Consider the following 11,835-nt stretch of genomic DNA (forward strand, 5'->3'; position numbering starts at 1 on the left):
CCTCCGACCCCCACCCCCACGCCCCCCGGTGGTGGCGGTGAGCACTACGACTTCACGATCGCCGGCGAGACGTTCGTGAAGGGCCCGAACGGCAAGGCGCCGCTGACGGGCTCCGTCGGCGCCGACCTCAACCTGGACACGGGCGAGGTCACCGCGGACCTGAAGCTCGACCCGACCAAGGGCAACTTCCAGATCCTCGGCTTCCTGCCGGTGACCGCCGACATCGGCCTCAACTCGCAGGGCGCCACGACCGGCCTCTACAAGGACGGGCAGCTGACGACCAACACCAAGGTCATCACCAAGCTGTCGTCGTTCAAGGCGTTCGGCGCCATCCCGCTGGGCGGCGGCGACCAGTGCCAGACCAAGGAGCCGTCCGACGTCAAGCTGCAGTCGGCCGCGGGCGAGTTCTTCGACCCGGGCGCCGGCGGCAAGATCAGCGGCACGTACTCGCTGTCCGACATCGAGAACTGCGGACCGCTGACCGGCATCCTCAGCCTGTTCACCGCCGGTGACGGCAACACCATCGACCTGACCCTCACGCCCAAGGCCTGAGCGGACGGTCCCTAGAGAGGCGGCCCCCGCCGCACCGGAAGCGGCGGGGGCCGGCCCCGCAACGAGGTCGACACGTGAGAAACCGCAACGCAATCGCCGCCGCGCTCGCCGCCGCCCTGGCCGCGGCCGGCCTCGCCTGCGCGGCCCCCGCCACCGCCGCGCCGGCCGCCGCCACGGCCGCCCTCGGCCTGGACTACCACTGCACGTTCCCCCTGCTCGGCCCGCAGCCGGTGCACGTCGGCCTCACCGCCGACGTCCCCGACCGCGTGTCCGTCGGCGCGACGATGCCGGGCATCGTCGTCGACTCGGTGTCGGCGGTGAACGCCGAGTCCGCGCGCGGCCTCACCGCGCTGTACGCGACGACGCTCGAAGGGCACGCGCTGGCGGACGCGACCCTGACCGTCCCCGAGATGCCGGACGGCCTGGCCGTCGCGGTCGACTCCGTCCTGGAGAAGACGGCGATCCCCGCGTCCGGCGGCTTCACCGTCAAGGGGCGCGGCACGGCGCCCGACCTCACCTTCACCCAGGCCGGCACCGGCGAGATCTCGGTCGGGGACCTCGTCCTGACGCTCACCCCGAGGACGGACGACGGCGGCGAATCCGGGCTCGGCACCTTCGAATCCGAATGCACGCAGGACCCGGGCCAGAACAACGTCCTCGCGAGCTTCGACATCGTCGACGACAACGAACCGGCCGGCCACGGGTACGCGCTCAAGGGCACGACCACCATCAAGACGGCGAACGTCCCGCTGACCGGCGCGCTGACCACCGAGATCAACGGGCAGGACGTCACCGCCGGCCTCACCCTCGACCCGTCCAAGGCCCAGTTCCAGCTCCTCGGCTTCCTCCCCATGACGGCCGACATCGCGTTCGCCGCGCAGAGCGGAACCGGAACCTACAAGGACGGTGTCCTCACCACCACGTCCAAGGTGACCGCGACCTTCCCGGCCTTCAACGCCTTCGGCGCCATCCCGATCGGCGGCGGCGACACCTGCCGCGCCTCGGCGCCGTCCGACATCACCCTGGCCTCCGCGCCCGGCTTCGACCCCGAGACCGGCGGCGACCTCAAGGGCGTCTACACGCTGGCCCCGCTGGTCGACTGCGGCCTCCTGACCGGCGCCCTCAGCTCCGCGCTGGCCGGTCCTGGCAACGCCATCACCGTCACCCTCACCCCGAAGAACTAGGAGCCGGACGATGCCGACCCACTCCCGCCGGCGCGGGCTGCCGATCGCCGTCGCCGGAGTCCTGCTGGCCGGCGCGGTCGCCGTCCCGGGCACCGCCGCCGCGCAGCCCGCGGCCGCCGCGCGGCCGGCCGCGCCCGCCGCCGAGCCGGGGCCCGCGGGGGACGCGTTCTCCACGCCGCCGTCGCCGCTGCCCGCCGGAGCGCCCGGGGACGTCATCCGGGCGCGTCCGGCCAAGGCGGGACCGCCCACCGCGCGGACGCTCGCCGACGCGTGGCAGGTCATGTACCTGTCCACGAACGCGATGGGCGCCCCGGTCGCGGTGACCGGGATGGTGCTGGTGCCGAAGAAGGCGGACCCGGCGTCCGCCCCGATCGTCGGGTTCGGGCCCGGCACCAGCGGGCCCGCGTTCCGCTGCGCGCCGTCGCGGTTCATCGACCAGGGCGCCTTCTACGAGCAGGCCGCGCTCAACGAGATGCTCGCGAAGGGCTACGCGGTCGCCGTCACTGACTACGAGGGCTACCACGAGGACCCGGCCACCACCTACGTGGTCGGCTCGATGGGGTACGCGGTCATCGACGCGGTGCGCGCGGCGCAGCGGCTGCCCGAGGCGGGGCTGTCGGACGGCGCGAAGGTCGCGTTCCGCGGCTACTCGCAGGGCGGCGCCGCCGCGATGTGGGCGGGGCAGAAGCAGCCCGCGTACGCGCCGGAGCTGAAGCTCACCGGCGTCGTCGGCGGCGGCGTGCCGGCCGACCTCGCCGCCGTGGGCCTGCCGCTGGAGGGGACGAAGCCCTTCGGGTTCCTGCTGTACGAGATCGTCGGCCTGGACCACGCCTATCCCGAGCTGAACCTGGACTCCTACCTGAACGACGCCGGCCGCGCCATGGTCGGCGGGCTGGAAGACCGCGGGTGCACGCTCGAGCTGCTGCTCGACTACCAGGGCAAGACGATCGGGGACTACTTCACCACCAGCCCGTTCGCGAACGAGGCGTGGCTGAACCGGGTCGCGGAGAACCAGCTCGGCACCGAGCCGGTCAAGGTCCCGGTCTTCCAGTACCACTCGACGGCGGACGAGATCGTCGCGTTCGGCCAGGCCGAGGAACTGCGCGACAACTACTGCAAGCTCGGCGTGCCCGTCACCTGGAAGGCATGGGACGGCATCAGCCACATCACGCTCGTCCACCGCGGCAACGCGGACGCGATGGCGTTCCTCGCGGACCGGTTCGCCGGAAAGACCGCCACGTCCGATTGCTGAAGGAGGAAGACATGGTTCGGCGATTCATCGCGCCGGTGGCGCTGGCCTCGGTGGTGGTCCTTTCCGCGGCCGGCTGCGGCTCGGAGAAGAAGGAGCCGCCCGAGGTCGCGTGGGCGGCCAAGGCGTGCGGCGTCATGGCGCAGGGCGCCCCGCTGCAGGTGCCGAAGCTGGACGGCGCCGACGTCCTGAAGTCCAAGGCGTCGCTGGTGAAGCTGCTGGAGAGCATCTCCGCCCGGATGCGGACGCTGGAGACGGGCCTGTCCGGGCTCGGCGCGCCGCCCGTCGACAACGGCCAGGCGCTGCTCTCCGGCGCGATGCGCAACCTGACCAGCACGCACTCGACCGTCACCACCGCGTCCCGGCAACTGGAGCGGGCGAAGGTGGACGACAAGAAGTCGCTGCGGCGCGCGGTCGGCCAGATCGGGAAGGCGTTCGGCCGCTACAGCAGCTACCAGGGCCCCGAACAGGACTTGCGCAAGGACCCGACGTTGAACGCGGCGTTCGCCAAGGCCCCGGCCTGCACGAGCTGAACGGGACGCACCGAGTGGGAGAGGAGGTCGGATCATGACGCCCGTGCTCGGATATCCGGTGGGCGCGCTGCGTGAAGCCGGCCGGATGTTCGCGCTGGCCGCGACCGTGCTCGGCATGTCGGTCCGGCGGCCGTTCCAGTTCCGCGAGTTCGTGGAGCAGTTCTGGTTCATCGCCAGTGTCACGATCCTGCCGACGGCCCTCGTGTCGATCCCGTTCGGCGCGGTGACCTCGCTCCAGGTCGGCTCGCTCACCCAGCAGTTCGGCGCGCAGTCGTTCACCGGCGCGGCGAGCGTCCTGGTCGTCATCCAGCAGGCCAGTCCGATGATCGTGGCGCTGCTGGTGTCCGGGGTCGCGGGCGCCACGATCTGCGCGGACATCGGCGCCCGGACGATCCGGGAGGAGCTGGACGCGATGGAGGTGCTCGGCGTCTCCCCGGTCCAGCGGCTCGTCGTCCCGCGCGTCCTCGCCTGCATGGCGGTCGCGTTCCTGCTCAACGGCCTCGTGTCGGTCGTCGGCGTCGCGGGCGGCTACTTCTTCAACGTCCTGATGCAGGGCGGGACGCCCGGCGCGTACGTCGCGAGCTTCTCCGCGCTCGCCCAGCTCCCCGACATCTACGTCGGCGAGGCGAAGGCGCTGCTGTTCGGGTTCGTCGCCGGCGTGGTCGCCGCCTACCGGGGCCTGAACCCGAAGGGCGGGCCGAAGGGCGTCGGCGACGTGGTGAACCAGGCGGTCGTCATCACCTTCCTGCTCCTGTTCCTGCTCAACCTCGTGATCACCGGGATCTACCTCCAGGTCGTCCCGCCGAAGGGTGGCTGAGAATGGCCGTGCTGAGAGCGGGCCCGACCCGCTGGTTCGCCTGGCTGGACCAGCCCGGCGACCAGGGCGTCTTCTACGTCCGGGCGCTGCTGTGGACGCCGCGCGCGCTGCACCGCTACCGCAAGGAGGTGCAGCGGCTGCTCGCCGAGGTGGCGTTCGGCAGCGGCGGCCTCGGCGTCATCGGCGGGACGATCGGCGTCATGGTCGCGATGACGCTCGCGACCGGCGTCGTCGTCGGCATGCAGGGCTACTCGGCGCTCCAGCAGATCGGGACGTCGGCGTTCACCGGGTTCGCGTCCGCCTACATCAACACCCGCGAGATCGCCCCGGTCGTGTCGGGCCTCGCGCTGTCGGCGACGGTCGGCGCCGGGTTCACCGCGCAGCTCGGCGCGATGCGCATCAGCGACGAGGTGGACGCCCTGGAGGTGATGGGCATCCCGTCGCTGCCGTACCTGGTGACGACCCGGATCGTCGCGGGCGCGGTCGCGATCGTCCCGCTGTACGCGATCGGGCTGCTGTGCGCGTACCTGGCGTCCCGCGAGGTCACAGTCGTGTTCAACGGGCAGTCGGCCGGCACGTACGACCACTACTTCGGGCTGTTCCTGTCGCCCGTGGACGTCGTCCTGTCGTTCTTCAAGGTGCTGGTGTTCAGCGTCCTGGTGATCCTGTCGCACTGCTACTACGGCTACCGCGCGGTCGGCGGACCGGCCGGTGTGGGCCGCGCCGTCGGCCGCGCGGTCCGCACGTCCATCGTGCTGATCAGCGTCAGCGACTTCTTCTTCAGCCTCGCGCTGTGGGGGACGAACACCACGGTCAAGGTGGCCGGATGAGCGCCGGGGACGGCGCCGGGGAGATGGTGCCGAGGCGGCTCGCGGGCGTGGCGTTCCTGCTCGTGCCGGTGCTGCTGGTCTGGCTGTCGATCGCCGTCTACGACAAGCAGTTCACCGAGGTCACGTGGGTGACGCTGGAGACGGCGAGCGCGGGCGGCGAGATGCATCCGCACGCGGACGTGAAGCTGCGCGGCGTGGTCGTCGGCGAGGTCCGGGAGATCTCCTCGGACGGCGGCGTCGCGACGCTGAAGCTGGCGCTCCAGCCCGACAAGGTGCGGCTGCTGCCGCGCAACGTGTCGGCGCAGCTGCTCCCGACGACGCTGTTCGGGCAGCGGTTCGTCGCACTGATCCCGCCGGCCGCGCCGGTCCGCGCGCGGCTCACCGCCGGCAGCGTGATCAGCCAGGACAGGTCGGCCAACGCGATCGAGCTGCAGCAGGTGATGGACACCCTGTATCCGCTGTTCACCGCCGTCCGGCCGGCCGAGCTGGCGGCCACGCTCACCGCCGTGTCGCAGGCGCTCGACGGGCGCGGCACCGAACTCGGGCGGACGCTGGTCGAGCTGGACGCCTACCTGAAGAAGATCAACCCGAGCGTGCCCGCGCTGAACCGCGACATCAGGCGGCTCGTCGAGGTCGGCCGCCACTACGACGAGGCCGCGCCCGACATCCTGCAGGCGCTGAACGACTTCGCCTACACGAGCCGGTCGATCGCCGAGCAGCGGACGAACCTGGCGAGGCTGTACGCGGCGGTCACGGACGCGTCCCAGGACCTCTCCGACTTCCTGCACGAGAACTCGGGCAACGTCATCCGGCTGGCGGCGGCGAGCCGTCCGACGCTGGAACTGCTGCGGAAGTACGCGCCCGAGTACCCGTGCACGCTGCGGATGCTGACCGAGTTCGTCCCCGTGATGGACGAGGTGCTCGGCAAGGGCACCGAGCAGCCGGGCCTGCACGTGAACGTGAAGACGCTGCCGTCCAAGGGGCGGTACCTGCCGGGCAGGGACCGTCCGCGCTACACCGACAAGAGCGGCCCGCACTGCTACCCGGTCGGCGCGACCGTGAAGTCCGCGCCGCTCAACGCGGACTCGCCCGTCGCCGTCGCCCCCGGCGCGCTCGGCCCGCCGAACTCCCCCGAGGAGAACCGCCTCGTCAACGAACTGCTCGCGCCCGGCCTCCAGGAGGTTCCGGAGGCGCTGCCCGACTGGAGCAGCGTCCTGCTCGGCCCGATCTACCGGGGGACGGAGGTGAGGCTGCGATGAAGAGCCTCGCGGCGCCGATGGCCAAGTCGGTCGCGTTCGTCGCGGTGACCGCGGTCGCGACGGCGATGCTGGCGCTCAGCATCACGCGGGCGGGCGGCGGCGACACCGTCTCCTACGGGGCGCGGTTCACCGACGCGTCCGGCCTGCGCGAGGGCGACAGCGTCCGGATCGCGGGCGTCGAGGTCGGGCGGGTCGCTCGGATCCGCGTGGTCGAGCACCGGGTCGCGCTCGTCTCGTTCGGCGTCGGCCGAGGCCACCGCCTCCCGGCATCGTCCACCGCGACGATCAAGTACCTGAACCTCATCGGGCAGCGGTACGTCGAACTGGAGCGCGGCGCCGGGGGAGCCGGGACGCTGGCGCCCGGTGCGACGATCCCGGTCGAGCGGACGACGCCCGCGCTGAACCTGACCCAGCTGTTCAACGGCTTCCAGCCGCTGTTCCAGGCGCTGTCGCCGAAGGACGTGAACCGGCTCGCCGGCTCGATCATCCAGGTCGTGCAGGGCGAGGGCGGGACGGTCGAGGGCCTGCTGTCCTCGATCGGGTCGCTGACCAGCGGCATCGCCGACAAGGACGCGGTCATCGGGCAGGTGATCGACAACCTGAACGCCGTCCTCGGCACGATCAACGGGCGCGGCGACGACCTCGGCACCCTGATCGGGACGCTGCGGCGGCTCGTGTCCGGCCTGGCCGCCGACCGCACCGCGATCGGCGAGGCGATCAGCGCGCTGGACGACCTCGCCGGGACCACCACCGGCCTGCTGAAGGACGGCCGCGCACCGCTCAAGCGCGACATCGAGCAGCTCGGGCGGCTGTCGCGCAACCTCTCGGACGACTCCCCGAAGGTCGACGCGTTCCTGCGGCTGCTGCCGGTGAAGATGGCGGCGATCGGGCGGATCGCCTCGTACGGGTCATGGCTGAACCTGTACCTCTGCGAGGCCGGCCTCAGCGGCGTCACCTACAAGCAGTACCCGGGCGAGCAGCACCCGCCGCCGACCGGCATCCCGTTGACGGCGGAAAGGTGCGGCGGATGAGCAGGAATGAGCGGAGCGAACCGGGGGGCCTGGGGGGTCGGCCCCCCAGACGAGGCCGGCCACGGCTGAAACCCGTCCGGGAGCGGAACCCGATCGCCGTCGCGGTCGTGTCGCTCGCGCTGATCACCGCCGCCGCGCTGCTGTCGTTCAACGCCAGGGACCTGCCGGTCATCGGCGGCGGCACCCGCTACAGCGCGGACTTCGGCGAGGCGGCCGGGCTGCGGTCCGGCAACGAGGTGCGGGTCGCCGGGGTGAAGGTCGGCGAGGTCACCGGCGTCCGGCTGAACGGCGCGAAGGTCACCGTGGACTTCCGCGTCCGCGACACCTGGATCGGGGACGCCAGCACGGTCGCGATCGCGATCAAGACGCTGCTCGGCGACAAGTTCCTCGCCGTCGACCCGCTCGGCGCGCACCGGCAGGACCCCGGCCGCCGCATCCCGCTCACCCGGACGACGTCCCCCTACGACGTGACCGAGGCGTTCGACGACCTCGCCGGGACGGTCGGACAGATCGACTCGGCGAAGCTCGCCGCGAGCCTCGACGCGATCTCCACGACGTTCGCCGGGACGGCGCCGAGCGTCCGCAAGGCCCTGGACGGCGTCTCGGCGCTGTCGAAGACCGTCTCGTCCCGGGACGCCGAGCTCGCGCGGCTCCTCGCCGGCACCCGGCAGGTCACCGGGACGATGTCGGAGCAGAGCACGAACATCGAGGCGCTGCTGCGCGACGGGAACCTGCTGCTCGGCGAGATCCGGCGGCGCCGCGAGGCGATCCACGCGCTGCTGGCCGGGACGCAGGAGCTGTCGCGGCAGATCGTCGGGCTTGTCGACGACAACCAGAAGCAGCTCGATCCGACGCTGCGCGCGCTCGGCCGCGTCACCGACCTGCTGCAGAAGAACCAGGACAACCTCGACAAGGCGCTGAAGACGGCCGGGCCGTACACGCGGCTGCTCGGCAACTCGCTGGGCAACGGCCGCTGGATGGACGGGTACCTGTGCGGGCTCGTCCCGAGGGAGTACCGGCCGAGCGCACCTGAGAAGGGCTGCATGCCGCCGAAAAAGGCAGTTGCCGGGGGGCCTGGGGGGTCGTCCTCCCAGATGAAAGGCGGCGGTCGGTGATGCTGCGCAGACTGGGCACGCCGCTGCTCGCCGCCGGAATCGCCATCGTCGCCGCCGCCGGCGCCTTCGTGGCCCTGCACGGACCGTCCGGCACCCGGGTCACCGTCTACTTCCGCGACGCGGTCGGGATCTACAAGGGCTCGGACGTCCGGGTGCTCGGCGTGAAGGTCGGCACCGTCGACTCCGTCCGGGCCGAGGGGCCCCAGGTCAGAGCCGTCATGACGGTCGATCGCGGGGTGGACGTCCCGGCCGGCGCGAAGGCGGTCGCGGTCGCGCCGAGCCTGGTCGCCGACCGGTACGTGCAACTGACGCCCGCCTACACGTCCGGGCCGAAGATGGCGTCCGGCGCCGTCATCCCGGCCGACCGGACGGCGACGCCGATGGAACTCGACAAGGTCTACGACAGCATCAAGAAGCTCGCCACCGACCTCGGGCCGAAGGGCCTCAACAAGGACGGCGCGATGTCGCGGGTCCTGGAGACGGGCGCGGAGAACCTGAGCGGCCACGGCCGCGACATCCGCACCACGACCGAGCGGATGGCGCAGGCGGCGAAGACGCTGTCGGGGTCGCAGCAGGACCTGTTCGCGACGATCCGCGGCCTCCAGACGTTCACGACCATGCTGAAGACGAACGACGGGCAGGTCAGGCAGGCCGAGCGGCAGCTGGCGGACGTGTCCGGCTTCCTCGCCGCCGACCGGCGGGAGCTGGACGCTGCGCTGAAGGCCCTCACCGAGGCGCTCGCCCGGGTCAAGGTCTTCATCCACGACAACCGCGAGCAGGTCGCCGGGAACGTCGAGAAGCTCGCGAAGATCACGCAGTTGCTCGTGAAGCAGCGGCGGTCGCTGGCGGAGGCGCTCGACGTCCAGCCGCTGAACGCGACCAACATCCTCAACGCCTACGACCCGCGCACCCGCACCCTCATGGGCCGCCAGAACCTGAGCGAACTGACCCCGCCGCTGCCGGTGGCGGGCACTCGAAAGGCGGCACCATGACCCGCCCCGCGCCCCGTCCTCCCGCCGCGCTGCGGCGGATCGCCTGTCTGGCAGTCGCCTCCACGGCCCTCGCCGGGTGCGGGTTCTCGGGGGTCCAAGATCTTCCGCTGCCCGGCGGGGCCGACCTCGGCGACCACCCGTACACGGTGAAGGCGCAGTTCGCGAACGTGCTGAACCTGGTTCCGCAGTCGGCGGTGAAGGTCAACGACGTCGCGGTCGGACGGGTCGTGAAGGTCTCCCTGCCCCGCGAAGGCTGGACGGCCGAGGTCACGATGAAGGTCGACGACGACGTGAAACTGCCCGCGAACGCCTGCGCCGAACTGCGCCAGTCGAGCCTGCTGGGCGAGAAGTTCGTCCAGCTCAGCGCGGGTCCGACGAACGTCCCGGGGGGTGCCGCCGCGCCGGGCGGCGCCCCGCCGGGCGGGGACGCGCCGTCCGCGGGCACCGGGACTCTCGCGGACGGCGCGGTCATCCCCGTGTCGCGGACGAACCGGAACCCCGAGGTCGAGGAGGTGTTCGGCGCGCTGTCGATGCTGCTCAACGGCGGCGGCATCGCGCAGCTGCGGACGATCACCGGCGAGCTGAACCGGGCGCTCGGCGGCAACGAACCGCAGGTCCGGTCGCTGCTGGAGCAGGCGCGCAGGCTCGTCGGCGACCTGGACGCGAACAAGAAGGGCATCACCGACGCCATCGACGGCCTGAACCGGCTGTCGGCCACGCTCCGCGGCCGCAAGGCGCAGATCGGCGTCGCGCTCGACGACATCGAACCCGGCCTCGCCGTCCTCGAAGAGCAGCGCGGCGCGCTCGTCCGGATGCTGGCGTCCCTGGACGAGCTGTCGCGGGTCGCCGTCACGACCGTCCGGCGGAGCAAGGACGACCTGATCGCCGACTTGCAGGCCCTGGAACCGACGCTCCGGAAGCTGTCCGACGCCGGCCACGACCTGCCGGACGCCCTCCAGGTCCTGCTGACCTACCCGTTCACCGACGCCGTGCTGCCCGCGGTCAAGGGCGACTACCTGAACGTGTACCTGCAGGTCACGGCGCGTCCGGGCACCCAGGTCATTCCGCCGATCGCACCGCCGCAGGGGGACTGATGGTCACCGCCGCCACCCGGGTCAAGAACATCGTCTTCCTCATCGTCGGCGCCCTCGCGATGGGCTATGTCGGGCTCAACTACGCCGACCTGGGCGGATATATCGGATACCGCGACTACTACACGGTGCGGACCGACCTCGCCGAGGCGGGCGGGCTCGCGGAGAACGCCGACGTCACCTACCGGGGCACCTCGGTCGGGCGGGTCGGAGCGCTGCACCTGACCGGCGACGGCGTGCTCGCCGACCTGAAGATCGAGAAGTCGGCGCCGGACATTCCGGCGCGGACGCGAGCCGTCGTGGCGAACCGGTCGGCGATCGGCGAGCAGTACATCGACCTGCGGCCCGACACCGCGTCCGGGCCGTTCCTGGCGTCCGGCTCGGTCATCCCGCGCACGTCGACCGCGACGCCGGCGCCCGTGACGGACCTCCTGACCAGCCTCAACGACTTCGCCGCGTCCGTTCCGACCGACTCGCTGCGGACGGTCGTCGGCGAGCTGGGCCAGGCGTTCGCCGGGCAGGGACCGAACCTGCAGGTCCTGCTCGACAACGCGCGCTCCCTCACGCAGGCCGCGAACGAGAACGCCGGGCCGACCACGTCCCTCATCGGCGACGGCGAGACCGTCCTGCGCACGCAGAACGAGGAGGCCGCGTCGCTCACGTCGTTCGGACGCAACGCGCGGCTCCTCGCCGCGCAACTGCGCAGATCCGACCCGACCTTCCGGAACCTCGTGTCGACCGCGCCCGGCGCCGCCGGTGAGTTCCGAACACTGATACGGGACCTGGACCCGTCCCTCAGCGTCCTGGTGGCGAACCTGCTCACCACGTCCGACATCCTGGCGCCGCGCTCGGACGGCCTGGAGCAGCTCCTCGCCAAGCTGCCGGACGCGGTCGCCTCCGGAAGGTCCGTCGTGCAGGACGGCAAGCTCAACTTCGGGATGGTCACGACCTTCTTCGACCCGCCCAACTGCACGTCCGGCTACGGCGGCACGACGTACCGCAACGGCCTCGACACCTCGCCCGCCCCGGCGCTCAACACGGCGGCCCACTGCGCCGCACCGCCGTCCACCGGCATCAACGTGCGCGGCGCCGCCAACGCCCCGCGCGGGCCGGTACCGGCCCCGGCCCGCGCGGGCTCGGTGCTCACCGGCGGAACCTCCGCCCTCCCCGGCGCCCTGGCCC

Annotated in this window: 11 protein-coding genes and 1 pseudogene; all 12 read left to right on the forward strand. The window is 71.9% G+C overall.

What is annotated here, in order from left to right; all coding sequences use genetic code 11:
- Window positions 1-552, forward strand: a pseudogene (locus E1284_RS41940) (fibronectin type III domain-containing protein); the annotation flags it as partial.
- Between the two features lie 74 nt (window positions 553-626).
- The gene (locus E1284_RS32285) at window positions 627-1,736 is read left to right on the forward strand and encodes a DUF6801 domain-containing protein (protein WP_131943947.1); all 1,110 of its coding nucleotides are present in this window, start codon (window positions 627-629) and stop codon (window positions 1,734-1,736) included.
- Between the two features lie 10 nt (window positions 1,737-1,746).
- The gene (locus E1284_RS32290) at window positions 1,747-2,988 is read left to right on the forward strand and encodes a lipase family protein (RefSeq protein WP_131943948.1); all 1,242 of its coding nucleotides are present in this window, start codon (window positions 1,747-1,749) and stop codon (window positions 2,986-2,988) included.
- Between the two features lie 11 nt (window positions 2,989-2,999).
- Window positions 3,000-3,518 (forward strand): hypothetical protein, encoded by a 519-nt coding sequence (locus tag E1284_RS32295; RefSeq protein ID WP_131943949.1) that lies wholly within the window; start codon window positions 3,000-3,002, stop codon window positions 3,516-3,518.
- A gap of 34 nt (window positions 3,519-3,552) precedes the next feature.
- The gene (locus tag E1284_RS32300; RefSeq protein WP_131943950.1) at window positions 3,553-4,335 is read left to right on the forward strand and encodes an MlaE family ABC transporter permease; all 783 of its coding nucleotides are present in this window, start codon (window positions 3,553-3,555) and stop codon (window positions 4,333-4,335) included.
- Window positions 4,336-4,337: 2 nt separating this feature from the next.
- Window positions 4,338-5,165 (forward strand): MlaE family ABC transporter permease, encoded by an 828-nt coding sequence (locus E1284_RS32305; protein WP_131943951.1) that lies wholly within the window; start codon window positions 4,338-4,340, stop codon window positions 5,163-5,165.
- Window positions 5,162-6,424, forward strand: a complete 1,263-nt coding sequence (locus tag E1284_RS32310; protein WP_243714882.1) for an MCE family protein — start codon at window positions 5,162-5,164, stop codon at window positions 6,422-6,424. The genes E1284_RS32305 and E1284_RS32310 overlap by 4 nt, the downstream gene beginning before the upstream one ends.
- Window positions 6,421-7,455, forward strand: a complete 1,035-nt coding sequence (locus E1284_RS32315; RefSeq protein ID WP_131943952.1) for an MCE family protein — start codon at window positions 6,421-6,423, stop codon at window positions 7,453-7,455. The genes E1284_RS32310 and E1284_RS32315 overlap by 4 nt, the downstream gene beginning before the upstream one ends.
- The gene (locus tag E1284_RS32320; protein ID WP_131943953.1) at window positions 7,452-8,570 is read left to right on the forward strand and encodes an MCE family protein; all 1,119 of its coding nucleotides are present in this window, start codon (window positions 7,452-7,454) and stop codon (window positions 8,568-8,570) included. Before E1284_RS32315 ends, E1284_RS32320 begins: the two co-directional genes overlap by 4 nt.
- The gene (locus tag E1284_RS32325) at window positions 8,570-9,562 is read left to right on the forward strand and encodes an MCE family protein (RefSeq protein WP_131943957.1); all 993 of its coding nucleotides are present in this window, start codon (window positions 8,570-8,572) and stop codon (window positions 9,560-9,562) included. Before E1284_RS32320 ends, E1284_RS32325 begins: the two co-directional genes overlap by 1 nt.
- Window positions 9,559-10,656: an MlaD family protein gene (locus E1284_RS32330; RefSeq protein WP_131943954.1), complete on the forward strand. Its 1,098-nt coding sequence runs from the start codon at window positions 9,559-9,561 to the stop codon at window positions 10,654-10,656. The genes E1284_RS32325 and E1284_RS32330 overlap by 4 nt, the downstream gene beginning before the upstream one ends.
- The coding region (locus tag E1284_RS32335) for an MCE family protein (protein ID WP_131943955.1) at window positions 10,656-11,835 on the forward strand (1,180 nt) is incomplete at its 3' end. The genes E1284_RS32330 and E1284_RS32335, both read left to right, overlap by 1 nt.

The sequence above is a fragment of the Actinomadura bangladeshensis genome, from assembly GCF_004348335.1.
GTDB lineage: Bacteria > Actinomycetota > Actinomycetes > Streptosporangiales > Streptosporangiaceae > Spirillospora > Spirillospora bangladeshensis.

Coding starts and splice junctions, on each gene's coding strand:
- E1284_RS32300 (WP_131943950.1), top strand. CDS start 3,553: ATGACGCCCGTGCTCGGATATCCGGTGGGCGCGCTGCGTGAAGCCGGC.
- E1284_RS32305 (WP_131943951.1), top strand. CDS start 4,338: ATGGCCGTGCTGAGAGCGGGCCCGACCCGCTGGTTCGCCTGGCTGGAC.
- E1284_RS32320 (WP_131943953.1), top strand. CDS start 7,452: ATGAGCAGGAATGAGCGGAGCGAACCGGGGGGCCTGGGGGGTCGGCCC.
- E1284_RS32295 (WP_131943949.1), top strand. CDS start 3,000: ATGGTTCGGCGATTCATCGCGCCGGTGGCGCTGGCCTCGGTGGTGGTC.
- E1284_RS32290 (WP_131943948.1), top strand. CDS start 1,747: ATGCCGACCCACTCCCGCCGGCGCGGGCTGCCGATCGCCGTCGCCGGA.
- E1284_RS32315 (WP_131943952.1), top strand. CDS start 6,421: ATGAAGAGCCTCGCGGCGCCGATGGCCAAGTCGGTCGCGTTCGTCGCG.
- E1284_RS32330 (WP_131943954.1), top strand. CDS start 9,559: ATGACCCGCCCCGCGCCCCGTCCTCCCGCCGCGCTGCGGCGGATCGCC.
- E1284_RS32325 (WP_131943957.1), top strand. CDS start 8,570: ATGCTGCGCAGACTGGGCACGCCGCTGCTCGCCGCCGGAATCGCCATC.
- E1284_RS32310 (WP_243714882.1), top strand. CDS start 5,162: ATGAGCGCCGGGGACGGCGCCGGGGAGATGGTGCCGAGGCGGCTCGCG.